The following is a 23,015-nucleotide window of genomic DNA, read 5'->3' on the forward strand; positions in this document are numbered from 1 at the left end:
TTGCAATACCGGCATATGGCTGGGCCGACGTTAAACCTCCGGATGGCCGTCCTCGACTGTCCATGTCTGGCCCTTCGCCAGCAACTTGCCGAGATCAGCCGTCTTCCCTACACTGGCGGATACATTTTGCGCGAGGACCACATCGTTGAAGGTCGGACGCGGATCGTCGTAAAGCACGCCCAAGGCCATCGGAAATTCGCCAAAAGGCATTTCTACCAGCATGTGCGCCACAGAGCGATTGGTTGCATCATGGACGATGACCCCAACGGACTGCCAGTCGCCATCGACGACATCGACGACCTTCAGGTTCAGTGCTTCTGTATCGAGCGCGATGCCTTTGGTGCCGCCTGATTTGTCGCTTCCGAACAGCATCGGTTCGCCATTACGTAACCAGAGCTGATGACCTTCGGCGCCTTTTGGGATGGCAAATTCTTCGAATACATCCTTGTTATATACGATGCAGTTCTGAAAAATCTCGATAAAGGCCGCGCCGCGATGGGCATGCGCAGCTTTAAGAACTTCGGGAAGGTTCTTTGACACATCAAAGCCGCGGGCGACGAAGCGTGCGCCTGATCCAAGCGCGAAAGCGCAAGGAGTCGCAGGCCGGTCCACCGAACCATAAGGCGTCGAAGGGCTGTTGGTGCCGATACGGCTGGTTGGCGAATATTGTCCTTTGGTCAGTCCATAAATCTCGTTGTTGAACAGCATGATCTGGCAGTCGAGATTGCGGCGCAAAAGATGCATCGTGTGGTTGCCACCGATCGAAAGCGCATCGCCGTCGCCGGTGATGATCCAGACATCAAGGTCCGGATTAGCCAGCTTCACGCCTGTCGCAACCGCGGGCGCTCGCCCATGGATCGTATGGAAGCCGTAGGTCTCCATATAATAAGGAAAGCGCGACGAACAGCCGATACCGCTGATAAACACAGTGTTTTCAGGCGTCCCGCCAATTTCAGGCATCGTGCGCTGCACTGCCTTCAATATCGCATAGTCACCGCATCCGGGGCACCAGCGGACTTCCTGATCGGTTTCCCAATCCTTGGGCGTGGTCGCTTTGATGGGGGTCATATCGTTCATGGCGTTTCCTTAATGGGGCAACAACGCTTGCGCGTCAGCCCAAAGCACTCTCAATCGCAGCTTCAATTTCGGCGATGGTAAAGGGTTGACCGGATACCTTGTTGACTGGCTTGGCATCAACAAGGAACTGGTCGCGCAGGACGGTCTTTAGCTGGCCGGTATTCATTTCGGGCACGATGATATGGTCGAAGCTCTTGAGCAACTCGCCCATATTTTTCGGCATGGGCCAGATGTGGCGGATATGGATATGCGCAACGTCAACGCCTTCGGCACGCTTGCGACGGACGGCCTGCTTGATCGGGCCGTAGGTTGATCCCCAACCGACAACCGCGAGCTTTGCGCCCGAACCGCCCTGTTCCACGATCTGATCAGGGATGCTGTCAGCAACGCCGTTCACCTTCGCCGAACGGATGTCAGTCATCGCCTGATGGTTGGCTGGCCCATAATTGATGTGACCGGTATCGACTTCCTTCTCGATTCCCCCAATGCGGTGGAGAAGGCCCGGCGTGCCGGGCTTGACCCAGGGCCGCTTCAATTTGTGGTCACGCGAATAGGGTTTGAACCCGTCCTCAGGCACGCTTTCCAGGAATTCGACGGGGAACGGCTTGTAGCTTTCCAGATCAGGCACCAACCAAGGTTCAGCCGCGTTGGCAATATAGCCATCTGTCAGCAACATTACCGGCGTCATATATTCCACCGCAATCCGAACCGCCTCGACCGCGCAATCGAACGCGTCGACTGGCGAGCGCGCCGAAATCACCGGCATCGGCGCGTCGCCGTTACGGCCATAGACGGCCTGATAAAGATCGGACTGCTCAGTCTTGGTAGGAAGCCCGGTCGATGGTCCGCCGCGCTGACTGTTGACGATAACAAGCGGCAGCTCAGTCATGATCGCAAGGCCCATCGCCTCGCCCTTCAGCGCAATGCCGGGACCCGACGAACTGGTCACACCCAGTTGCCCTGCATAGCTTGCGCCGATAGCTGAACAAATCGCCGCAATCTCGTCCTCCGCCTGGAATGTGGTGATACCATATTCCTTCAGACGGCTAAGATGGTGCAAAATCGCCGAGGCCGGCGTGATCGGATAGCCACCAAAAAATATCTTGAGGCCAGCCAGTTGGGCTCCGGCAACCAGACCATAAGAAATCGACTCGGCGCCGGTAACCGTGCGGTAAAGACCGGCAGGGGCTGGCGCTGCATCGACATGATATTGCTTCAGCGGCCCGGACAGCTCAGCCGTTTCGCCATAGGCATGCCCGGCATTCAAGGCAGCAATGTTGGCGTCGGCCAGAACCTGATTCTTTGCAAACTTTGCATTCAGCCAATCAATAATGGGCTGACGGTCGCGGTCGAACATCCATAATGCGAGGCCGAGCGTCCACATATTCTTGCAGCGCAGCGCGTCTTTATTGCCCATGCCGAAAGGCTTGACCGCCTCTAGCGTCAACGCACTGATGTCGAACGCCAGCACCTGCCATTTGGCAAGACTGCCGTCTTCGAACGGGTTGCTGCTATATTTCGCCTTGTCGAGGTTACGCTGATTGAACTCGCCGGTGTCGGCAATAATCAGGCCACCTTCGCGCAAAGCACCGACGTTGGTTTGCAGCGCAGCTGGATTCATCGCCACCAGCACATCGGGCTGATCGCCAGCCGTATCAATGGCTGACGAGCCAAAATTGATCTGGAATGCCGAAACGCCAAACAATGTACCTATTGGCGCACGGATCTCTGCGGGAAAATCCGGGAATGTCGCAAAGTCGTTTCCAGATAGCGCCGCGGACAGCGTAAACTGCCCACCGGTCAACTGCATCCCGTCGCCGCTATCGCCGGCAAAGCGCACGACAACCGCGTCGCTATGAACAGGCGTGTGTGCGCCTGTGTGATCTTCCTTGAATGCCGTAGCCATTCGTTCCAGCCCGTCTTAAATTAGTTCTTTATTGCGGTTTCGCCTAATCCCATTCCGACCACACTGCAATGTTAGAAAAACTATATGTGGATATGCTAGACCTGTTGCCATAGTCGCCTTATCAAGTTTCGAAGATGGAGAATGAGATGAGCGACACAACCCCCTATATCCGGCCCGATGTGGCAATGTTCCTACAATTTCTAAATTCGGTGCCAGGCCCCAAATTCTGGGAAGTAGGAGCTGACGAAGCACGAGCGATGACCACCGCAATGCGTGATGTGGCCGATGCGCCGGTCGGCGAACTGGCGGTTATCAGGGACGTGTCCATCCCGGGGCCCGCAGGAACCATCGCTGCAAGGATCTACGACAAGCGAGAAAATCGCGATGCTGGCCCGGTCATGGTGTTTTTCCATGGCGGCGGCTTTGTCATCGGCAGCATCTATACATATGAGCCCTATTGCGCCGAAGTCGCAAGGCTGCTCGACCTGCCCGTCATATCAGTCGACTACCGGCTTTCGCCAGAATATCCCTTTCCTGCCCCTGCCGAAGATTGCGAGGCGGCCGCACGCTGGATTGCAACGAGTCCCGACGAACTCGGGCTGGAGGTTACGGGACTCATTACATCCGGCGACAGTGCCGGAGGCAATCTGACCATTGTCACCACTATGGCCCTTCGTGACAGGCCAGCCGACGTTCCTGTTTTGGTACAGCATCCCATTTATCCCGTGGTCACGCTGGACGCCGACTGGCCAAGCATGCGTGAATTTGCGACCGGTTATCTTTTGACCGATGAGGCGATGGCATATTTTGGAGACGGCCATGCCGCAACACCGGGAGATTACCGCGCGGAACCGCTCAACTTCGACCAGAGCGGGATGCCGCCCAGCCTTGTCACAACGGCAAGTCTTGATCCCTTGCGCGATCAGGGCATTGCCTTTGTTGAAAAGTTGAAGAACGCAGGCGTCCGCGTCGAACATATAAGCGCCGAAGGCACGATCCATGGTCATATCAACATTCGTCAGGCCATCCCTTCGACCCAGCAGGACATCGAGGCAAATATTGCTGCCTTGAAATCCATGCTCGTGGAAGCCATGGCAACAAGATGAACAAAAAACTTGCCGATTTACCATACCGCTTTTGCGCGGGAATCATGCTTGCGAACACCGAAGGAAAAATATTTGTCGGACAACGGATCGACAAAGCGCCTGAAGGTGACGCCTGGCAAATGCCGCAGGGGGGGATCGACGAAGACGAAGATCCGGAACAGGCCGCCCTGCGCGAACTGGTTGAGGAAACTGGAATCCCCGCCAATTTGGTAGATGTCATCGCGCGCAGCCGTGAAGAACATTTCTATGATTTGCCCGACGAGTTACTCGGGAAAATCTGGAAAGGCCGGTACCGTGGCCAGCGCCAATGGTGGTTTTTGATGCGTTTCAAAGGATCCGATAACGATATCAACATCGAAACCGAACATCCCGAATTTTCGCGCTGGCAGTGGGTTAACCCCGACCGTCTGCCGCAACTTATTGTACCGTTTAAAAAGCGGTTATATGAAAGTATCGTCGTCGAATTTCGCGATCTGATCTGAACGCATTATTTTGGCGGGAGCCCTTCAGTTCGGTTGTGACTTGGGCGCCTCACCAATGGTAGGTTTGATTTCAAGGGCGCTGGCTTGGAGTTGCGGCTTCTCGCTTGCCTTATTGGCGGCAAGTGTAAGGCTATCAATTTTGGTGCAATCAGCACGGCAAAGCATCTTTAGTCGGGCGATATTCTTGCGCGCAGGTTCAATTGCACCCTTGGCAATCATTGCGTCAGCTTGTCCAGCTAACGCAATCTGGTCGTTTGGCTCTATTTCGAGTGCTTCCTTATAGAAACGGATCGCCTTACCGTTCAATCCCTGTTTCTGCACGGCACCAGCCATCGCAATGTAGGCAGCGCGATTACGTGGATCGACTGCCAACGCAGTTTCATACCAGCCGATTGCATCTTCGACATCGCCCGCCACCATCGCGTCGTTGCCCGATTGCAACAATGCTACCGAGCGTAGATCGATGTCGTCATCGGCGCGACCGCCGATTCCGGCGCTTGAAATCATTGCAAGTGTCAGTGAAAGGGCAATTGCGGCGGGAGAAAAACGCATAATTAAAATCCAGATTTGTTTAAAATGCGACGCTATCACAGCTTCAATAGCCTTGCGAAGAAAAATCCATCACTGCCATCATGATGTGGTGTCAGTATTATCCCATCACCTTCCTTGCGGCCAACACCCAAGTCCGGGTCAACCGCCTGCCAGCCTTGATGTGCATCCAGGAATCTTGCCACTTGCCCACGACCCTCATTTGCGATGATGGAGCAAACCGCATAGACGAGATGTCCACCCGAAGCGACCATTTCAGCACCGATCTGGAGAAGTTTTGCCTGTTCCGCAAGAACGCGTTCCAAACGGACAGGGTCCAGCCTCCAACGCGTTTCGGGATTCCGCCGCCATGTTCCGCTGCCCGAACATGGAGCGTCGATCAGTACGATTTCGCAACTGCCTGCCAAATCGGAGAGCATTTCGATTTCCCGACCCGGATTCAGTAACCGGGTTTCTACCATGGTCGCCCCAGCCCTGTTTGCCCTTGGCTTTAACTGGTCGAGCCGGTTGCGGTTCGTATCACTCGCGATCAGCTTGCCTTCATTCTTCATTGCTGCTGCCAAAGCTAGTGTCTTTCCACCTGCCCCCGCGCATAAATCGAGAACAGTCATGCCGGATCTGGCGGCGCAGGCATCGACGATAAGCTGACTGCCAAGGTCCTGAATTTCAACGAAACCATCGATGAGCAATGGAAGACTTTCAACCTGATAGCCTGTGGGCAGGCGCAGCGCCTCGGATGTTTGCGATAGAAGTTCCGCATCGGGTAGCTGGTCGGCTACGTCCTCCCGAGAGGTTTTGAGCGCATTGACCCGAAGGTCCAGTGGTGCACGATCAAGCAATGCGGATCGCTCATGCTCTTCGATCAGGCTGCTCAGGTGCGGGAGAATCCATATCGGGAGCGGCCCGCCTTTGGCGCGAGGTTCATCGGCACCAATCATTGGCGGTCCATAGTCGCTGCCATCAAACAGTTCGACCAGTGCCGCATCTTCGTCAGCCAGCGCAACAAAGGCAGATCGAGCGCTTTCAGGGCGTTCACCGAAACGGCGGATGGCCTGCCAAGCCAACTCGCGCACCGCCCTGCGGTCCTTGGATCCGGCATAACGTCGTTCGGCGAAGAAAAGCTTCGCCAACTGGTCAGCCGAAGCGCCCCCTTCTTTCGCCGCAATGATAATTGCGTCGAGCAACTCTATTGCCGATTGCAGACGGGCTGCCGGCCTCATGGTTCAGCGCGTCGGGTAATTGGGCGCTTCGCGCGTTATGGTAACATCGTGAACATGGCTTTCGCGCAGACCGGCGTTGGTAATACGCACAAATTGTGCACGCTGCTGCAAATCCGGGATCGTCCTTGATCCGGTATATCCCATTGCGGCCTTCACGCCGCCGACAAGTTGGTGGATCACATCGCGTGCCGGACCTTTGAACGGCACCTGCCCTTCAATTCCTTCGGGAACAAGTTTAAGCTGATCCTTGATATCCTGCTGAAAATACCGGTCTGCCGAGCCACGTGCCATTGCGCCGACCGACCCCATACCGCGATAGCTTTTGTAGGTCCGGCCTTGATACAGGAACGTTTCGCCCGGCGCTTCTTCCGTACCCGCGAGCAAAGACCCGACCATAGCCGAAGACGCGCCCGCAGCCAGCGCTTTAGCAACATCGCCTGATGTCCGTAAACCGCCGTCTGCAATTACGGGAATATTCGACTTTCCGGCCTCTGTTGCACAATCCATTATGGCGGTCAGTTGTGGCACGCCAACGCCTGCAACAACGCGCGTCGTGCAGATAGAACCGGGGCCTATGCCCACCTTAATTCCATCAGCACCGGCATTGATTAAGGCGCGTGTCGCCTCTGCCGTTGCGACGTTACCTGCCACTATCTGTACTTCAGGTGCCATTTTTTTGATCTCGGCGACAGCAGCAGCCACCATTGCGCTATGCCCATGGGCGGTATCCACCACGATCAGATCACATTCGGCATCGATCAATGCCTTCGTATAGGCCAAACCTTTTTCGCCGACCGTCGTTGCCGCTGCAACCCGCAGCCTACCGGAACCGTCCTTTGTGGCATTGGGGTAAAGCACTGCTTTTTCGATGTCCTTCACCGTAATCAATCCAATACAGCGATATCCTTCATCCACTACTAGCAGCTTCTCGATCCGCCGATGATGCAAAAGGCGACGCGCTTCTTCCTGCGTCACTCCGGATGAAACGGTGGCCAGATTTTCATGTGTCATGAGTTCTGAAACCAGTTGCAGCGGATTTTCCGCGAAACGAACATCCCGGTTGGTAAGTATCCCGACAAGCTTGCCGCTCGCCTCTACTACGGGAATGCCGGATATTGCATGCGACATCATCAACGCCTGTGCCTCGGCAAGCGTCGCTTCGGGAGCGATCGTAATCGGGTTCACAACCATACCGCTTTCGAAGCGCTTCACTTGCCGGACAGCCGCGCACTGCTCTTCGATGCTGAGATTGCGATGCAGAACCCCGATGCCGCCGAGCTGCGCCATGACAATGGCCATGCGCGCTTCAGTTACAGTGTCCATCGCCGAGGATAAAATGGGGATATTCAACGAAATCGAATTGGTAAGGCGCGTGCGGGTGTCAGCCTGACTGGGAAGCAGGTCAGAAGGCCCAGGCCGCAACAGCACGTCGTCAAAGGTCAGTCCGAGGGGAATTTCTTTCATGCTGCCACCGCTTCTAAAATCTGTTTTTCGCTCGATTCGTGGCGGCCCATGTAAACAGTAAGCCGTTTATTCGCCAGCCTTCGCAGATTTATATTTTTGTGCGTTGGCAAAATACCGACCCAGCGCGATATGAAGATCGGCATCATCAGCAGCGCCGCCGAGCTCGGTTTTATCAGTCAGCTCATCATTAGGCCCGTGATAATCGCTCCCCAGAAATTTTTGCATCAGGTCCATATCGGCAAAGGCACCGCCCACCATCAGCGCAGGAACCCCTTTTTGTGCCAATGCCCAACCATCCTGACGCTGGATGAAATCATTTGCATCGGTAGAAGTTTCGACCACTCTGCCAGTCTTTCTTGCGATGGCTTCAATTATTGGATCAAGCGGCGTTGTCCCACGACCGATAATGGCAACTTTCGCATTACGGCCGGCAACCGCAATCGTATCGATGTTGAGCGAGACAACAATCTGTTCCAGCGGGATAACCGGTTTGTCGGCGAAGGCATAAGCACCAAGCAAGCCGCTTTCCTCAGCCGTCGTGGCCAAAAAATAGATATCCCGATCATGCCGGTTTTTGCTCAATCTTTGCGCCGCTTCGATTAAGACGGCAATGCCGCTGGCATTGTCGACGGCACCGTTGCAGATTCGATCCGGCGCATCTTCCGGTCCACATATGCCTAAATGATCCCAATGGCCCATAAACAGCAACGCGCCGCTGCCTTTTTTGCGACCGGAAATCTTACCGATCACATTGGAGCTATTAAACCGATAAATATCTGTACTAACCGCCAAATCGGCCTCAACGCCAAGGGGCTCACCCGCATAATCCGCACCCTTCGCATGGGCGCGCAACTTGTCCCAATCAAGGCCTGCCGCGGTCACCAAAGCTACCGCGAATTCAGAACTGATAGCACCTTCAATCATCGCGCGTTTTTCACGGCCCTCCAGACCAATCGGACGGGACAATAATTGCCGCCGCAGTGTGGACCAATTGCCTTGACTATCGCCTACAAACAGAACCGCTTCAGCCCCGGCCGCAATCAACGCCTCCCTGCGTGCACGCGGTGACTTGAATTTAGTCGGCGCATTCTCAGCCTCAAACAAAACCAGCGCAAGCTTGCCTTTTACATCAGCGTCCACGCGGCCATCTGATTTTACGCCAATTCCCGCGAAGACAACGGGCAGATTATTCTTTGCATATTCGGCTTCTTTACCAATCAGGACGATTTCGTCGGAAACGATCCGCAGCTTCCGGCCATTGGAATTAAACGCAAAAGTTGCGGTACCCCGACCACGCTGAATAAGGGGCACCGGATCAAACCAGCTACTGTCCCTTGCCGCAGGCTTTAGTCCGGCTTTTGCCCATTGCTCGGCAATGTATTTAACGGTCTTCGCTTCACCCTCCGTGCCGGGTTTGCGACCTTCAAATTCGTCACTTGCCAGAACGGCAATATGTTCGCGCAATTCTGCTTCAGTAACGCCCTTCGCAAAGCTGGGCACTGCACCCAAAATTGCGATAGCTGCAAAAAATATACCGTAAAAAAGGCGCATTCAGTTTCGCTCCAGATCGAACGGTTCAGCGGCCACCCATCGCATGCCGAGAACGCTCTATCGTCAACTTCGCCTCCTCTACATGCATAGATTCAATCATGCGACCCTTAAAACGCTGCGCCCCTCCCTGGCTTGCCGCAATTAGCTGTTCCGCCTCAGCAATTTCCGCTGAATCAGGCCCGAATGCAGCGTTGGCGATGCCAATCTGGTTCGGATTGATCAGTGTTTTTCCCGTGAAGCCAAAGGTTACGCCCTGGCGACATTCCACATCGAAACCATCCATATCGTCTAACCGGTTGCAAACGCCATCAAAACGCGGCTTGCCTGCAAACGACGCTGCCAACACTATCATCTGCAAGGAAAGCTCCAACCCCTGACGATGCGGGCCGGGACGAATTCCCGTTTCCGCTGCAATGTCATTGGTTCCCGCGATAAGTCCTGCCACGCCGGAATGCGCTGCAATTTCGCTGGCGGCATATAGCCCTTTTGGCGTTTCGATCATGGCCAGTATCGGCAACATCAATCCATTTATCCCGGCGACATCTTCTACTTTTGGCAACACAATCAGATCTGTCCTGCACTGTTCCAATGCCGCCATGTCTTCCAAATAGTGGGGGCTATCGGCGGCATTCACCCTTATGGCCAATAACTTGCCCGCCACACCGGCGGCAACGTAAGCAATTGCAGCCTCTCTTGCCGCCGACTTGGACTGCTCTGCAACCGAATCTTCCAGATCGATTATGATCATGTCGGCATCCAGTGCCCGCGCCTTTTCCAATGCCCGTGCATTAGACGCCGGCACATAAAGTGCTGAACGAACGAACCTCAATCTATTGGCGATATCCATAAAGCCGCTCCTAATCGCGATACATCCCCAATCCAGAACAGGAACGGTGGTCACGATTATTCGCATGCCCGTTCCGATTTTCCTTGGCAAGCAGCCTAAGATTTACGACAAACCCGCATACGTCAAACGGAGGGAATTCCATGGAATATTTTTTCGGTCTGCTGGTGCTGATCGTCATCATCTTTGTGATGATGGGGGTCACCGTTGTTCAACAAGGATATGTCTACACGATCGAACGTTTCGGCCGCTTTACCCATGCCGCGCAACCGGGCCTAACAATCATCATTCCTTTCTTCGATCGCGTCGGACGAAAGGTGAATGTGATGGAACAAGTGCTGGACATTCCCGGACAAGAAATCATCACCAAGGACAACGCAATGGTCGGCGTGGATGCTGTGGTGTTCTTTCAGGTACTCGACGCGGCAAAGGCCGCCTATGAAGTCAGCGACCTTTATGTCGCCATCATGCAGATAACGACGACCAACCTTCGCACCGTGATGGGCAGCATGGATCTTGACGAAACTCTGTCGAAACGGGACGATATTAACGGACGTTTGCTATCTGTTGTTGACCATGCAACCACCCCGTGGGGTTTGAAAATTACGCGTGTAGAGGTCAAGGATATCCGTCCTCCTGCCGACATCAGCAATGCAATGGCGCGTCAAATGAAGGCAGAGCGTGAAAAGCGCGCGCAAATTCTGGAAGCCGAAGGGATGCGCGCCGCCGAAATTCTGCGGGCTGAAGGCGAGAAACAAGGCGCGATCCTGCAAGCCGAGGGCCGCAAGGAAGCTGCATTCCGCGATGCCGAAGCACGCGAACGTGAAGCCGAAGCCGAGGCAAAAGCAACCGTTATGGTGTCGGAATCCATTGCGACATCGGGTACACAGGCGCTGAATTACTTTATTGCCCAGAAATATGTCGAAGCCATAGGCATGTTTGCGACGTCACCCAATGCCAAGACGATCCTTTTCCCGGTCGAGGCGACCGCGTTGATCGGCACACTTGGCGGGATTGGGGAGCTGGCAAAGGATGCCATGGAAGCGCGGAATAAGTGAGGGTGAAGCAATAGGGATTGTCCCCGGATGGGGACTGTCCCTTCTCGAAGTCACGCAACATGCGATAGGGGGACGGTCCCCAAAGGGACAGTCCCCGGCATGGTAATTAGGGGTACACAACATGGCCGAATGGCTCGATAGCATATCCACCCACTGGTTCTGGCTCTCACTAGGCTTGATCCTTGGCGCTGCTGAAATGGTAGCGCCCGGATTCTTCCTGATGTGGCTTGGCCTTGCTGCCATCATTGTTGGTGTGCTCGATTATTTTTTACCAATCACCATCGCTTATCAGGTCGCAATGTTCGCGATCCTGTCGGTGTTGACCGTATTCGCCGGCAAGAAATTCCTCGCCGATAATCCGATCGAAACCGACGACCCTAAATTGAATGACCGGGGCGCAAGGCTGACGGGCGAAATAGTAGAGGTGGTCGAAGCAATCGTCGACGGCCATGGCCGGGTTAAAGTCGGGGACGGCGTATGGTCCGCGAGCGGAGCCGATGCGGGTGTCGGGGCACGGGTGCGGGTGACGGGAGCCGATGGCGCAGTGTTGCTGGTAGAGGGGGTTTGAAGGAAAACTTCAGCCCGATTTTACTGTGCAGACGCGAATGGAAATTCCGGATTGCAATGTAGGATTTGATTTCAACGCACGAACTTTCCCGCCATGCCGATGATGTCATCCAACGGGTTGCCGTCGCCATCCATGTCGAGCATCGACGCGAGACCGCCCAGACCGCCACCAGCTGGAGCTGCCTGCTGACCGCCGCCAAGTGCGCCGCCCAAGACGTTTCCGAGCATGCCGCCCAGGCCACCGCTGCCTGAAGCCTGACTTCCGCCGCCAAGCATCCCGCCGATGATGCCGCCTAGACCGCCACCCTCGCCGCCGCCGCTTTGCTTGGCCATATAGCCTGCAACGAGCATGGCCAAAATCGGTAGCATCTTTTTCAAAAGCGAAGGATCAAGTCCGGTCTGGTCCGATGCATGTCCCGCAACGCTACGGCTGACATCCTTCGATCCGAAAATCTGGCCGAGGACGTCGTTGCCCTTCTCTACAGGCGTCGGCTCGGGGCTGACCACCGCGTCGAAAAGCCCGCCGCCACCCAATTGACCGAGCAAACCGCCGAGACCTTCCAGGCCACCCGGTTGCGCCTGTGTCGTCTTTTTAAAACCACCCAATATTGAGGGTAACAGGGCTTCGGCACCGGACTGGGCAACCTGTTCATTAACGCCCAGCTGTTGGGCAATCGAGCCAATGGCACCAGTCTGTTTCAATATGCTCGCAATATCCATGATGCATCTCCTCGGGTTCGACAAAAGGTGCCCGCGTTTGAGAAAATTGGCAAGTCTCGTGCGGCGTGCATGACTGCAGTTATCGCTGAATTTACATTCGCGGAAACAATACGCCTCCCCTAATTTTGAGGCCTCGCATATAGTCCACAATTGGCCACCCCCCGGCCAAGAATCGCAGGAGATAAATAATGGGCATTTTTAGCAGCATCAAAGACGCCATTTTTGGCAAGAAAGCTGTCGCAGCAACCCCCGCTCCATCGGCCATCCCGCTTGAACCCGCCGCCGTTACAGCGCCAGAGCCGGTCGCCATTACAGAAATTGATGTCATCGCTCATCTCGAAGAGATCGACGCTAATGATGGACGCAATCTCAACTGGCGAACGTCAATCGTCGACCTGATGAAGATGGTGGGCATGGATGCCTCGCTTCAGGAGCGCAAGGATCTGGCCATGGAGCTTGGCTATACCGGCGAACTGGAAGGAAGCGCCGCAATGAACATGTGGCTGCATAAGGCCGTGATGCGCGAACTGGCTGCCAATGGTGGCAAGGTCCCAGCCGAATTACTGGACTAGATTTCGGACAGACTGGCGCGGTCGGGTTCAACAAAACCCCGCCGCGCCGGTACTGAAAACAGCAGGTCTTTCGAATAGAAATTCAAAGCGAGGTCACGGCGGCCACGTCGCGACAGCAGCAAATTGTTCACCGCCTCTCGCAATGGTATTTCATCAGAAATTTCCGATAAATGCGCTTTTACGCCTGCAATATAAACCTGCGTTATTGTCTCGTGATAGCCTTGGCTATCGTCGTTTACGCCACCTACCGCTTCGTTGTAACCCGATATGATGGCAGCCATGTCGCGCTCCGGAGCAATATCGGGGCGATCTCGCACTATCCAGATACACGCGGCCAAATGTGCTTCATGCGTCCACTCTTCGCGGGGAAGCGTGCGGGCAAGCAAGCCCTCGCCGATTGCAACGACTGTGGCGTCATCTTTGAACAAACGGACTTCAAATTCGGACATTTCCGGGCCTTTAATTAAGCCCGGAAATGTCCGGGCGATTATGCTGCTTTGGGTGCAGACTGCCGTACGCCTTCATCGACATGATCGGCAAATTGCGCGAAATTATCAATGAATTGCTGCACCAGATTGCGGGCCGTAGCATCATAGTTGGCCTTATCAACCCACGATTCACGTGGATCAAGGATCGCACTGTCGACGCCCGGAACCGCGACCGGGAATTCGAAGCCAAAGTTCGGGTCTTTGCGGAATTCGGCGTTGTTCAGGCTCCCATCAAGGGCGGCGTTCAGCAGGGCGCGGGTTGCCTTGATCGGCATCCGGCTGATGCCTGGCATCGTCGCCTTGCCGCCGGTCCAGCCGGTATTGACGAGCCAGCATTGCACCGCACCCTTGGCAATGCGTTCCTTTAGGAGATTGCCATAAACGCTTGGGTGACGTGGCATGAATGGCGCACCAAAGCAGGTGGAGAATGTCGCTTCAGGCTCGGTCACGCCAATTTCGGTACCGGCAACGCGTGCGGTGTAGCCCGACAGGAAGTGGTACATCGCCTGCTCCGGCGTCAGCTTCGCAATCGGAGGCAATACGCCATAGGCATCTGCGGTCAGCATGATGATGTTCTTGGGCACCGGACCCATATTCTTTTCCGATGCGTTTGGAATGAACTCGATCGGGTACGAACCACGGCTATTCTCGGCCAGGCTTGCGTCGTCAAAGTCGAGTTCCCGCGTTTCCGCGTCCATCACCACATTTTCAAGCACTGTGCCAAAGCGCTTCGTTGTTGCGAAGATTTCAGGCTCGGCTTCTTCAGACAAGCGGATCATCTTGGCATAACAGCCACCTTCGAAATTGAACACAGCGGTATCGGACCAGCCGTGCTCATCGTCACCAATCAAGGTGCGACTTGCGTCGGCAGATAGGGTCGTTTTGCCAGTCCCGGAAAGGCCGAAGAATACCGCAGTGTCGCCATCTGCGCCAATGTTTGCGGAACAATGCATCGGCATCACGCCCTTGGTCGGCAGCAAATAGTTCAGAATTCCGAAAACAGATTTCTTCATTTCACCGGCATAAGCTGTGCCACCAATGAGGATAAGCTTCTCGGTAAAGTTAACCGCGATAACGGTTTCGCTGCGGCATCCGTGGCGCGCGGGATCGGCCCGGAAGCTTGGCAGATCGATGATGGTATATTCGGGTACAAATCCGGCCAGTTCTTCACTGGTCGGACGCACAAGCAGTGTCCGAATGAACAGGTTATGCCAGGCGAGTTCGTTAATGATGCGGACGTTGACCCGGTGTTCAGGCTGCGAACCACCGAAAAGATCGGCTACATAAAGCTTTTCCTTACCACCCAACGCAGCATAAAAATCCTCTTTCAATGCGGCAAAATGCGAAGGATCCATCGCGACATTCGTCTTGCCCCACCAGATTGAATTCTCGGTCTCGGCATCGCGAACAATGAATTTATCTTTTGCCGAGCGTCCCGTATGGGTACCCGTCTTGACCACGAGAGGTCCGTTCTTCGCCAGCATTCCTTCGCCATTGGCGAGAGCGGCTTCGACCAAGGGCGCAGTGCCTAAATTGGTTAGTAGCTTGGCAGCGGTAGTAATACCTTGCTGTTCAAGTGAAATATTCAGGGCCACGGACATCAACAAACTCCCCAATCGGCAAAAAACAAAAAACGAATCTAGGGCATACGTATGCACTAAAGGTTACGGCGCCGGTACCCGAGACAAAATAGAACGTCAAATGCAATGGATTGAACCTGCGCCCCTACCCCCCTATAGGCAGCAGATGAGCGCAACAATCGCCCTTGTGGATGATGACCGAAATATCCTGACGTCCGTATCGATAGCGATGCAGGCAGAAGGATATGTGACACGGCTTTACCCGGATGGGGAAAGCGCGTTGAAAGCGATTATCGATAATCCTGCAGATCTTGGCATATTCGATATCAAGATGCCGCGTATGGATGGCCTTGAACTGCTTCGAAGACTGCGCGAAAAAAGCGATATGCCAGTCATTTTTCTGACCTCGAAAGATGAGGAGCTGGATGAAGCGCTCGGCTTGGCGATGGGCGCCGATGATTATATCACCAAGCCATTTTCGCAACGACTGTTGATCGCACGTGTGAAAGCCATATTGCGCCGCGCCACATATGACCGGCCCACCGCAAACGGTGAACCTGCCGAAGAACCGGAACCGATGGTGCGTGGCCGATTGGAAATGGACCCGGCTCGGCACCATGTGAAATGGGACGGGAAATCGCTGACCTTGACCGTGACCGAATTCATGATTTTGGAGGCACTTGCCAACCGGCCAGGTGTGGTACGCACCCGCGATCAATTGATGGATGCTGCGTATCAGGACGACGTCTATGTCGATGATCGCACTATTGATAGCCATATCAAACGCTTGCGACGCAAATTCCGAGAAGTAGATCCGGATTTTGCAGCAATTGATACTCTATATGGGGCCGGATATCGCTTTGCCGATAGTTGAGCCCGCTGATCTGCAGCTGGGTTGGAGCAGGGGGTTGTCTTTAACCTCCCGCATTCTGGCAGTGAATCTATTTGTTCTCGCCTTGCTCGGTGCCGGGTTGTTTTTTCTGGATAGCTATCGGGTCCGGTTAATCGAAGAACGCCAATCCGCCGCCAGAACACAAGTCGAGTTTCTGGTACAAAGTTTACCACTCGTTCCTCCAGACAAAAGAGGCCCCTTTATTGCCGCATTCGGTGAGAAAAACATGTCACGTATCCGGTTATATGCCGGAAACGACGGAAAGCTGATGGATAGCTTTGAATTGGGGCCGCCAACATATGTTTTCCGGGACCCCGAGCAAGAGCCAATCAGGAAAATTGCCGCGCGGATTATAGACAGGGTCTTCGATTTCCTTGTTCTATCACCCGAACTGGATGCCTTTGTTGAGCCGAAGATCGACACCAAGGATGCATGGCCGGAAATTTCCGAAGAAAAGGCGGGCAGTGCGACATCTTATGTGCGGTTCGCGCCCGATTTAACCCACGTCATCAGCGCTGGCGCCGGTTCACCAACTGGTGATTTTTACATTCTCAGCACCGCGAATGAACGTGACATCCGGCTTTTTGTGCGCGCCGAGCGATTCAAAATCGGTATGTTTTTCCTGCTCGCACTTGGAATCGGGGTTCTACTCTCGATGTTCTTGGCAAGAACAATTGTCAGGCCGTTGCGCCATTTAGCCAGAGCGGCGGTGAAAGTCAGATTAGGGAGAGCGCAAGAAGTTAACGTGCCGCGACTTCCTTCGCGCCGCGATGAAATCGGAATGTTGGCACGTGCATTGTCGGACATGAGCATCGCTTTGCGGCAGCGCATTGATGCCACCGAAGCATTCGCCGCAGATGTTGCGCACGAAATCAAGAACCCCCTGGCCTCCTTAAGATCGGCTCTGGATGGTTCGGAACGGATCGAAGACCCGTCATTGCGAAAGCAATTGATGGAAGTTGCAAAGGCCGATGTCCTACGGATGGATCGGCTGATTAGCGACATTTCAGATGCGAGCCGGGTCGATTCGCAACTGGCGAAAGCCAAATTCGAACCTATCGATCTTGGCGATATGATCGAACAATTGCTTCAGGCGCGCGAAAATAGGGCATGCGATGGCGATGTGACCATAGCATTCGCCCGACCACGCCGGACTATCGCCACAGTAATGGGCGAAGATGTCAGGCTGGAACGGATGTTGACCAACTTAATCGATAACGCGGTATCCTTTTCCCCACCCGGGTCGGTAGTGGAGATTTCGGCTACTCTGGCCGAAGAAGAAGTTATCATTCGAGTGAGCGACGAAGGTCCAGGTGTCCCCGAAAATGAGCGCGAAGCGATATTCAGGCGGTTTCACAGTGAGCGGCCCGTTTCTGAAAATTTTGGCAAACACAGCGGGCTCGGTCTCGCCATAGCCCGTACCATTATCGAGGGGCATCATGGCCGAATTTCGGTTCGGGACCGAGTCGATGGCAAACAAGGCGCATGCTTTGAAATCGCCCTTCCTTGCGCGGCGGCATCGAGCCGATGACCGCGATATCAGTCCATGCCACCGCAATCGCCATCAACTATCATGGGGTTTTGCTGGTTGGTCCATCAGGATCAGGAAAATCCGACCTGGCTTTGCGCCTTATCGACCGGGGCGCAGTTTTGGTCAGTGACGATATTGTATATGTAGAACAAAGCGAGGGAAAACCCTTGCTACGCGCAGCACCCAATATCGAAGGCCGGATTGAACTTCGAGGGGTCGGCATAATTGAGGTTCTGCATACAAAATACGCTGCTATGCGGATGGTCGCTGAAATGGCTCCTTCATACGAACGGATACCGCCGGAAAATCTTTCCACCGATATCGCAGGCTACTCTGTTCCATTGGTCAAAATTGCAGCGTTAGAAGCCAGCGCTCCGTTAAAGGTCGAATATGCGTTACGTTCCATCGTTGACGCTGACATATGGCCAATGCCATTGTCACATATCCGACCAAACGAAAGTCCCGCAACTTGACCCGCAAATCCAGCCCTAAAGTGCAAACAATATTGCTAGTAACCGGGTTATCAGGGGCCGGAAAGACGACTGTTCTTAAAACATTAGAAGATCTGGGTTGGGAAGCGGTCGATAATTTTCCCATTCGCCTTGCCGGCCCATTGCTGGATATTCCAGCTTCGGGCGGCCGTTCGAATCCATCGATACCCTTGGCTTTGGGATTTGACAGCCGTACGCGCGGGTTCAAGGCCGACGCTCTTATCAAACAGATCATGCAACTGCAAAAGCGTCCCGAACTGAACATCATGACGCTGTTTCTGGACTGCGCCGGTGCAGAAATCGAGCGTCGCTACACCGAAACCCGCCGGCGCCATCCCATGGCACAGGACCGGCCTGCGATGGACGGTATCGCGCAAGAGCGCATGATGATGGAGCCGTTGCGAAGATGGGCCGAGACGATTGTCGACACCAGTAATATGTCAACCAATGACCTGCAAAATGATATTCGACTGCGCTTTTCGACGGACACAAACCTTCATTCAACAATCTCAATAACAAGCTTCGGATTTTCCAGAGGTGTTCCACATAATGTTGATCTGGTATTTGATCTGAGATTCCTGCGAAATCCGCACTGGGATAATGTGCTGCGTCCACTGACCGGGATGGATGCGGAGGTATCGCGCTATATTGAATCCGATCCGGCATATGACGAAGCTATGCGAAAGATTAGCGATCTGTTGAGATTCTTGCTGCCATTGTATGACTCGCAAGGAAAAGCGTATGTCAATATCGCATTTGGATGCACCGGCGGACGTCACAGGTCGGTACATGTCGCCGAACAGTTCGGCAAATGGTTGCGTGACGACGGTTTTTCGCCCACGGTTGTCCATCGCAATCTGACGTCAAGACCGATTGACGCATTGGAGGGGCCTGCTAACGGCGCCAGCAACAAGATGGCTAAACGGGGTAGCAAAAGCAAATGATCGGGTTGATTTTGGTGACGCATGGCAGACTGGCGGAGGAATTCCTTGTCGCGCTGGAGCATGTCGTGGGACCGCAACAAAATATCGCAACGGTATGCATTGGACCACGCGATGATATGGAAGGGCGGCGCAAGGAAATTGCCGCCGCTATAAAGAAGGTTGAAGTCGGTGAAGGTGTTATCATCCTGACCGATCTTTTCGGCGGAACACCGTCTAATCTGTCCATATCCCTATTAGATGCAGGACGGGTTGAAGTAATCGCGGGCGTCAATTTGCCTATGCTCATCAGGCTAGATAGCGCGCGCAAAAATATGAATGTGCGCGAAGCAGTTGCTGCCGCCCGCGAAGCAGGCCGCAAATATATCAGCGTAGCTTCCGAAGTACTGGAGGCGTCGCGTGAACAGGCTTAGCCGACAAGTAACGATTGTTAATCAGAAAGGCTTGCATGCACGCGCCAGTGCAAAGTTTGTTACGTTTGTCACCCGCTTGCCGGAAGATATTAAGGTTGAAGTTGAAAAAGATGGCCAGTCCGTGACCGGAACGTCAATCATGGGATTGATGATGCTTGGCGCGGCCAAGGGCTGCGAAATCACAATCCATGTTGAGGGCGAGCAGGCCGAATTGGCCTTGGGCAAGCTCGTCGGTTTAGTGGTTGACGGTTTTGGCGAAGACTAATGCGCCGTGAAATTACCGGATTTTCCAACCCATTGTTGAAGGAGGTTCGCGGGTTAAGGGAAAAAAAGTATCGAAAGCGCGCCGGACTTTTTCTCGCTGAAGGGCTGCGGATTATGACCGAGGCCCGCGAAGCCGGTTTCTTGCCCGAAATGCTGTTCCGCGTGAAAGATCGCGATGTCCACGCATTGGAAATTTCACTAGAGACCGAGGTTTTGGCGGCCGGTGGCGATGTAGTCGAAACCAATACAGAAATAATGGCGAAGTTATCCGGAAAAGATAACGCGCAAGCGCTGGTTGGCGTATATAAAGATCATCCAACCGCGCTGGAAGATATTGACCGCAATCAATCGCCAATCTGGCTGGTGGCACAGGCCATGCGCGATCCCGGCAACCTTGGGACGATGTTACGCACAGGGGACGCGGTTGGTGCAGGAGGACTGATCCTGATTGACGAATGCACTGACCCTTTTTCAGTTGAAGCGGTTCGGGCTAGTATGGGCGCGATTTTTACACAGAAAGTGGTTCAATGCCGGTGGGATGAATTTCTGACTTGGCTTCGCGCTGGTGAAGGCCAGTTGGTAGGAACGAGCCTTCAGACCGAACTTTATTATCAAGCAGCAACTTACACCGCACCATGCTTTATCCTGACAGGAAACGAAGCACAGGGACTGCCCGATGCATATGAAGCTCAATGCGATGTACGCGTCAAAATGCCAATGCGAGGCAAGGCGGATAGCCTGAATGCCGCAGTCGCAACGGCAGTTATGGCCTATGAGGTGCTCAACCAGTTTCGTACAGCGCCCGGTCAACCATAACGGCTAAGGCACCTAAGTTAAGCGATAGGTCTAGCTCGCGATGCGGCAGGAACCGAGATACACTTTGCTCATGTCCATTGAAGCTGCATCCGCGGCGGGAGCCATGAACAGGTTTGCGGAGCCTTTAGCCGTATCGATATCACTGATGATAATGAGCCGCGACAATGCAGGCCCAATGGCACGCGCCATTTCAACGCGGTTGGGCCAAAGGTCAATGACGCGGTCGAATGCCCGTTTCCCATCGTTGGCCAACCCGGCAGGATCGTTGGTTATGGCCGTCGCAGGATCAACAGGTTCTGGATCTTCCGTTGGATCAGGTGGCGGGGTCTGACGCTTTGGGATCGAGGGCAAATGCAATGAAAAGGGATATGATCCCTCATATTGAATTTCACCGCGGGATTGGACACGTGATGGATCCAGATTGAGCGCGCGGGCCAATGTGCAATGCAGTGTCCGGGCTGGTAACATTTCCGCAAATGAAGCGACTCCTGTCGCAACCTTGGCAGATGCGGGGGTTTGCAGCGCACCAAGAGCGAGCGGCAATGATAAAAGCAGTATACGCATGAGGCGGCCATGCCGCCAGGCTATGACAATAAAATGAAATGCGCAGAATTTTGCGTTCAGCCGATCTTTATTCTACCGATTTTATAAGTTTCGCAGGAACGCCGCCCACGACCGTTAAGGGAGCGACATCCTTTGTAACGACGGCACCGGCCGCCACTACGGCACCTTTGCCGATAGTGACACCGCCCGTTATGATAGCACCCGCACCGATCCAGACTTCGTCTTCAATCATGATTGGCAAGATGGTATCGCCCCTGCCCTTGCCGGGTACATAGACCAGCCCGTGGCTGACCGTTTCGAACGAGACATTGGGTCCGACCTGGACATTCCGGCCGATGGAAACCGGAGCGCTTGGTACACCGAACCGTGCATTACTGTTGATAAAGGTTCCGCGGCCTATGGAAATATTCTTTGCACCACCGATCGGGCGGATCGTAAATGGCCCCCACAAAAGGCAACGACCGTCGATTTTTAATCCGGCAAAAGCATATAAAATGTGCCGAATTCGGTCAGATGCACGCAATCGCGGCAAATGATTAGCCAATGCCAAAAAAATCAGTTCGCGCATGTCATCAACTTGCAACAAATAATTGTTCTAGCGACCACGAGCTAGCCGCGACCATTTTTCTAGCACAGGACGTCATGATATTCTTTCGCCTTACACTTTTGGCGACGATTTTTGTTTCTGGAACTGCGTTTGCACAAACGCGCGAACCCTTCCAATCCGAACCGTCAGGCCCCCTTTTACGCAGCAATGTTGCAGGTTCGAGACAACAGGCTGGCTTGGCATCTGAAGGTATATCAACAGGCGGCATTCTAATTCAGCCTTCATTGACGGTAAAAGTGGAGAGTGACAGCAATGTTTTGAACCGGGCGACGCAGAAACGTGGGTCTGTTTTTGTCGTGGTAATGCCGACTGTAAACGCCGCAGGCGGAACTGAACAGGCAAGTTATGTTGTCAGAGCGCAGGCTGCAGTCGCGCGATTTGCGTCAATAACCAGCCAAAACAGCGAAACATTTGGCATCGAAGCAAATGGTCGACTTGCTGTAGCCAAAAAGGCATCGGTGTTTACGCGTGTAGCATTCGACAAAAAAATCGAACCCCGTGGCCAGGCGGGCGAATCAATTACAGAGGGAAGTCCAGCCGAATACAGGCAATTCGAAGCGCAGATCGCGGCGCGGGCCGAAACCGGTGCCATGCGCCTAACGGCATCTGTAACAGCAACCAAGCGCGACTATGCAGACATCAAGCTGGAAAATGGCCAGACCGAAGATCAGCAATTTCGTGCAAGCAACGTTGTGTCGTTTGCGCTCAAATCGGAATATGCGCTCCCAAATGGCGGAATTCTATTCGCCGCCGGCACTTACAGCAAAGCCGATAGCCCCAACGCGCCAAGCTGCTGCGACCAAAGTTCCAAAGGTGGCCAAGCCATCGCCGGTATCCGCACCGAATTGAGCAAACTCGTCAGTGCAGAAATATCAGCGGGATATGTAACCCGTGATTATATTTCCAATATATACAAGGATTTCAACGGACCCGTTTGGCAAGCAAAGGTCGACTGGTATCCCACGCCGTTGATGAGCCTTTCTGTCGCGAGCGGACGGAAGATAGTGAACAGCGGAATTCCAACGGTCGCGGGAATTGTTGTCGACGCGACATCGCTCCAACTTTTTTACGAAGTCCGCCGTAACATTGATGTCGTTTTAACATTGGCGCGCTCTGACGAAAATTATCGCGAAATCGATACTAAAGCCGTTGCAACTTTGGTCGGTGTGGAAGGTCGCTATATTATCAATAGCCGATTTACGGGCGGACTTTTTTCAAGGTTGCGGGACCGGTCTTCAAACAATCGGCTGCAGCTAAGTGGTGGCAGCGGTTTTGAGGCGGGGCTTTGGCTTCGGGCCTCACTATAACAGCG

General features: G+C 54.0%; 25 protein-coding genes. 13 read left to right on the top strand and 12 right to left on the bottom strand.

The genetic code is table 11. The features are described from left to right. Positions 1-30: 30 nt before the first annotated feature. Together ACEW72_RS07540 and ACEW72_RS07545 are read right to left on the bottom strand one after the other, a co-directional pair. The gene (locus ACEW72_RS07540) at positions 31-1,077 is read right to left on the bottom strand and encodes a 2-oxoacid:ferredoxin oxidoreductase subunit beta (protein WP_373475767.1); all 1,047 of its coding nucleotides are present in this window, start codon (positions 1,075-1,077) and stop codon (positions 31-33) included. A 34-nt stretch (positions 1,078-1,111) separates the two neighbouring features. Next, positions 1,112-2,983 (bottom strand): 2-oxoacid:acceptor oxidoreductase subunit alpha, encoded by a 1,872-nt coding sequence (locus tag ACEW72_RS07545; RefSeq protein ID WP_373475768.1) that lies wholly within the window; start codon positions 2,981-2,983, stop codon positions 1,112-1,114. 146 nt (positions 2,984-3,129) lie between these two features. Between ACEW72_RS07545 and ACEW72_RS07550 the strand changes: the two genes are divergently transcribed. Continuing rightward, positions 3,130-4,089: an alpha/beta hydrolase gene (locus tag ACEW72_RS07550; protein ID WP_373475769.1), complete on the top strand. Its 960-nt coding sequence runs from the start codon at positions 3,130-3,132 to the stop codon at positions 4,087-4,089. Beyond that, the gene (locus ACEW72_RS07555; protein WP_373475770.1) at positions 4,086-4,571 is read left to right on the top strand and encodes an RNA pyrophosphohydrolase; all 486 of its coding nucleotides are present in this window, start codon (positions 4,086-4,088) and stop codon (positions 4,569-4,571) included. The genes ACEW72_RS07550 and ACEW72_RS07555 overlap by 4 nt, the downstream gene beginning before the upstream one ends. Before the next feature lie 24 nt (positions 4,572-4,595). On the opposite strand, the gene ACEW72_RS07560 is transcribed toward ACEW72_RS07555, so the two are convergent. The 5 genes from ACEW72_RS07560 to ACEW72_RS07580 form a co-directional block, all read right to left on the bottom strand. Beyond that, complete coding sequence (locus tag ACEW72_RS07560; protein ID WP_373475771.1) at positions 4,596-5,123, bottom strand: hypothetical protein; 528 nt, start codon at positions 5,121-5,123, stop codon at positions 4,596-4,598. Between the two features lie 35 nt (positions 5,124-5,158). Next, positions 5,159-6,340 carry an RsmB/NOP family class I SAM-dependent RNA methyltransferase gene (locus ACEW72_RS07565; RefSeq protein WP_373475772.1) on the bottom strand — a complete coding sequence of 394 codons (1,182 nt, stop codon included), beginning with the start codon at positions 6,338-6,340 and terminating at the stop codon, positions 5,159-5,161. A 3-nt stretch (positions 6,341-6,343) separates the two neighbouring features. Next, entirely contained in the window at positions 6,344-7,804 is a 1,461-nt protein-coding gene (gene guaB / locus ACEW72_RS07570; protein WP_373475773.1) for an IMP dehydrogenase, read from the bottom strand. 66 nt (positions 7,805-7,870) lie between these two features. Beyond that, a complete protein-coding gene (locus ACEW72_RS07575) occupies positions 7,871-9,355 on the bottom strand; it encodes a M28 family peptidase (protein ID WP_373475774.1) in 1,485 nt (494 codons plus the stop codon). A 25-nt stretch (positions 9,356-9,380) separates the two neighbouring features. Then, on the bottom strand, positions 9,381-10,256 hold the full coding sequence (locus tag ACEW72_RS07580; RefSeq protein WP_373475775.1) for a CoA ester lyase: 876 nt from the start codon (positions 10,254-10,256) through the stop codon (positions 9,381-9,383). Positions 10,257-10,342: 86 nt separating this feature from the next. Here ACEW72_RS07580 and ACEW72_RS07585 point away from each other — a divergent pair, with 86 nt between their 5' ends. Continuing rightward, a complete protein-coding gene (locus ACEW72_RS07585) occupies positions 10,343-11,257 on the top strand; it encodes an SPFH domain-containing protein (protein WP_373475776.1) in 915 nt (304 codons plus the stop codon). Positions 11,258-11,378: 121 nt separating this feature from the next. Continuing rightward, a complete protein-coding gene (locus tag ACEW72_RS07590; RefSeq protein WP_373475777.1) occupies positions 11,379-11,825 on the top strand; it encodes an NfeD family protein in 447 nt (148 codons plus the stop codon). A gap of 71 nt (positions 11,826-11,896) precedes the next feature. Here the strand turns inward: ACEW72_RS07590 and ACEW72_RS07595 are convergent, their stop codons facing one another. Beyond that, positions 11,897-12,544, bottom strand: a complete 648-nt coding sequence (locus tag ACEW72_RS07595) for a DUF937 domain-containing protein (RefSeq protein WP_373475778.1) — start codon at positions 12,542-12,544, stop codon at positions 11,897-11,899. A 188-nt stretch (positions 12,545-12,732) separates the two neighbouring features. On the opposite strand from ACEW72_RS07595, the gene ACEW72_RS07600 reads away from it, so the two are divergent. Beyond that, positions 12,733-13,116: a DUF3597 domain-containing protein gene (locus ACEW72_RS07600; RefSeq protein ID WP_373475779.1), complete on the top strand. Its 384-nt coding sequence runs from the start codon at positions 12,733-12,735 to the stop codon at positions 13,114-13,116. Here the strand turns inward: ACEW72_RS07600 and ACEW72_RS07605 are convergent. Further along, positions 13,113-13,565 (bottom strand): hypothetical protein, encoded by a 453-nt coding sequence (locus tag ACEW72_RS07605; protein ID WP_373475780.1) that lies wholly within the window; start codon positions 13,563-13,565, stop codon positions 13,113-13,115. The genes ACEW72_RS07600 and ACEW72_RS07605 overlap by 4 nt on opposite strands. A gap of 38 nt (positions 13,566-13,603) precedes the next feature. After that, positions 13,604-15,205 carry a phosphoenolpyruvate carboxykinase gene (locus tag ACEW72_RS07610; RefSeq protein ID WP_373475781.1) on the bottom strand — a complete coding sequence of 534 codons (1,602 nt, stop codon included), beginning with the start codon at positions 15,203-15,205 and terminating at the stop codon, positions 13,604-13,606. A gap of 145 nt (positions 15,206-15,350) precedes the next feature. Between ACEW72_RS07610 and ACEW72_RS07615 the strand changes: the two genes are divergently transcribed. The 7 genes from ACEW72_RS07615 to ACEW72_RS07645 are packed head-to-tail and all read left to right on the top strand — an operon-like array spanning position 15,351 to position 20,532. After that, a complete protein-coding gene (locus tag ACEW72_RS07615; RefSeq protein WP_373475782.1) occupies positions 15,351-16,058 on the top strand; it encodes a response regulator in 708 nt (235 codons plus the stop codon). Continuing rightward, a complete protein-coding gene (locus tag ACEW72_RS07620; RefSeq protein ID WP_373475783.1) occupies positions 16,027-17,607 on the top strand; it encodes an ATP-binding protein in 1,581 nt (526 codons plus the stop codon). The genes ACEW72_RS07615 and ACEW72_RS07620 overlap by 32 nt, the downstream gene beginning before the upstream one ends. Then, positions 17,604-18,080, top strand: a complete 477-nt coding sequence (locus ACEW72_RS07625) for an HPr kinase/phosphorylase (RefSeq protein ID WP_373475784.1) — start codon at positions 17,604-17,606, stop codon at positions 18,078-18,080. The genes ACEW72_RS07620 and ACEW72_RS07625 overlap by 4 nt, the downstream gene beginning before the upstream one ends. Continuing rightward, positions 18,029-19,042: an RNase adapter RapZ gene (rapZ, locus tag ACEW72_RS07630; RefSeq protein ID WP_373475785.1), complete on the top strand. Its 1,014-nt coding sequence runs from the start codon at positions 18,029-18,031 to the stop codon at positions 19,040-19,042. The genes ACEW72_RS07625 and rapZ overlap by 52 nt, the downstream gene beginning before the upstream one ends. Beyond that, positions 19,039-19,452 carry a PTS sugar transporter subunit IIA gene (locus ACEW72_RS07635; RefSeq protein WP_373475786.1) on the top strand — a complete coding sequence of 138 codons (414 nt, stop codon included), beginning with the start codon at positions 19,039-19,041 and terminating at the stop codon, positions 19,450-19,452. The genes rapZ and ACEW72_RS07635 overlap by 4 nt, the downstream gene beginning before the upstream one ends. Next, positions 19,439-19,717: an HPr family phosphocarrier protein gene (locus ACEW72_RS07640; RefSeq protein ID WP_373475787.1), complete on the top strand. Its 279-nt coding sequence runs from the start codon at positions 19,439-19,441 to the stop codon at positions 19,715-19,717. The genes ACEW72_RS07635 and ACEW72_RS07640 overlap by 14 nt, the downstream gene beginning before the upstream one ends. After that, complete coding sequence (locus ACEW72_RS07645; protein ID WP_373475788.1) at positions 19,717-20,532, top strand: TrmH family RNA methyltransferase; 816 nt, start codon at positions 19,717-19,719, stop codon at positions 20,530-20,532. Before ACEW72_RS07640 ends, ACEW72_RS07645 begins: the two co-directional genes overlap by 1 nt. A 30-nt stretch (positions 20,533-20,562) precedes the next feature. On the opposite strand, the gene ACEW72_RS07650 is transcribed toward ACEW72_RS07645, so the two are convergent. Further along, on the bottom strand, positions 20,563-21,096 hold the full coding sequence (locus ACEW72_RS07650) for a hypothetical protein (protein ID WP_373475789.1): 534 nt from the start codon (positions 21,094-21,096) through the stop codon (positions 20,563-20,565). Between the two features lie 67 nt (positions 21,097-21,163). Then, positions 21,164-21,664, bottom strand: coding sequence for a DapH/DapD/GlmU-related protein (locus ACEW72_RS07655; RefSeq protein WP_373475790.1), 501 nt, complete (start codon positions 21,662-21,664; stop codon positions 21,164-21,166). Positions 21,665-21,738: 74 nt separating this feature from the next. On the opposite strand from ACEW72_RS07655, the gene ACEW72_RS07660 reads away from it, so the two are divergent. Then, positions 21,739-23,010, top strand: coding sequence for an outer membrane beta-barrel protein (locus ACEW72_RS07660; RefSeq protein ID WP_373475791.1), 1,272 nt, complete (start codon positions 21,739-21,741; stop codon positions 23,008-23,010). Positions 23,011-23,015 lie beyond the last annotated feature (5 nt).

The organism is Sphingorhabdus sp. (assembly GCF_041737645.1).
GTDB lineage: Bacteria > Pseudomonadota > Alphaproteobacteria > Sphingomonadales > Sphingomonadaceae > Sphingorhabdus_B.

Bases quoted from the DNA above. Each gene is read 5' to 3' on its own strand.
- ACEW72_RS07540 (WP_373475767.1), bottom strand. From the start codon at position 1,077: ATGAACGATATGACCCCCATCAAAGCGACCACGCCCAAGGATTGGGAA.
- ACEW72_RS07545 (WP_373475768.1), bottom strand. From the start codon at position 2,983: ATGGCTACGGCATTCAAGGAAGATCACACAGGCGCACACACGCCTGTT.
- ACEW72_RS07550 (WP_373475769.1), top strand. From the start codon at position 3,130: ATGAGCGACACAACCCCCTATATCCGGCCCGATGTGGCAATGTTCCTA.
- ACEW72_RS07555 (WP_373475770.1), top strand. From the start codon at position 4,086: ATGAACAAAAAACTTGCCGATTTACCATACCGCTTTTGCGCGGGAATC.
- ACEW72_RS07560 (WP_373475771.1), bottom strand. From the start codon at position 5,123: ATGCGTTTTTCTCCCGCCGCAATTGCCCTTTCACTGACACTTGCAATG.
- ACEW72_RS07565 (WP_373475772.1), bottom strand. From the start codon at position 6,340: ATGAGGCCGGCAGCCCGTCTGCAATCGGCAATAGAGTTGCTCGACGCA.
- guaB (WP_373475773.1), bottom strand. From the start codon at position 7,804: ATGAAAGAAATTCCCCTCGGACTGACCTTTGACGACGTGCTGTTGCGG.
- ACEW72_RS07575 (WP_373475774.1), bottom strand. From the start codon at position 9,355: ATGCGCCTTTTTTACGGTATATTTTTTGCAGCTATCGCAATTTTGGGT.
- ACEW72_RS07585 (WP_373475776.1), top strand. From the start codon at position 10,343: ATGGAATATTTTTTCGGTCTGCTGGTGCTGATCGTCATCATCTTTGTG.
- ACEW72_RS07590 (WP_373475777.1), top strand. From the start codon at position 11,379: ATGGCCGAATGGCTCGATAGCATATCCACCCACTGGTTCTGGCTCTCA.
- ACEW72_RS07595 (WP_373475778.1), bottom strand. From the start codon at position 12,544: ATGGATATTGCGAGCATATTGAAACAGACTGGTGCCATTGGCTCGATT.
- ACEW72_RS07600 (WP_373475779.1), top strand. From the start codon at position 12,733: ATGGGCATTTTTAGCAGCATCAAAGACGCCATTTTTGGCAAGAAAGCT.
- ACEW72_RS07605 (WP_373475780.1), bottom strand. From the start codon at position 13,565: ATGTCCGAATTTGAAGTCCGTTTGTTCAAAGATGACGCCACAGTCGTT.
- ACEW72_RS07610 (WP_373475781.1), bottom strand. From the start codon at position 15,205: ATGTCCGTGGCCCTGAATATTTCACTTGAACAGCAAGGTATTACTACC.
- ACEW72_RS07615 (WP_373475782.1), top strand. From the start codon at position 15,351: ATGAGCGCAACAATCGCCCTTGTGGATGATGACCGAAATATCCTGACG.
- ACEW72_RS07620 (WP_373475783.1), top strand. From the start codon at position 16,027: ATGGGGCCGGATATCGCTTTGCCGATAGTTGAGCCCGCTGATCTGCAG.
- ACEW72_RS07625 (WP_373475784.1), top strand. From the start codon at position 17,604: ATGACCGCGATATCAGTCCATGCCACCGCAATCGCCATCAACTATCAT.
- rapZ (WP_373475785.1), top strand. From the start codon at position 18,029: ATGGCCAATGCCATTGTCACATATCCGACCAAACGAAAGTCCCGCAAC.
- ACEW72_RS07635 (WP_373475786.1), top strand. From the start codon at position 19,039: ATGATCGGGTTGATTTTGGTGACGCATGGCAGACTGGCGGAGGAATTC.
- ACEW72_RS07645 (WP_373475788.1), top strand. From the start codon at position 19,717: ATGCGCCGTGAAATTACCGGATTTTCCAACCCATTGTTGAAGGAGGTT.
- ACEW72_RS07650 (WP_373475789.1), bottom strand. From the start codon at position 21,096: ATGCGTATACTGCTTTTATCATTGCCGCTCGCTCTTGGTGCGCTGCAA.
- ACEW72_RS07655 (WP_373475790.1), bottom strand. From the start codon at position 21,664: ATGCGCGAACTGATTTTTTTGGCATTGGCTAATCATTTGCCGCGATTG.
- ACEW72_RS07660 (WP_373475791.1), top strand. From the start codon at position 21,739: ATGATATTCTTTCGCCTTACACTTTTGGCGACGATTTTTGTTTCTGGA.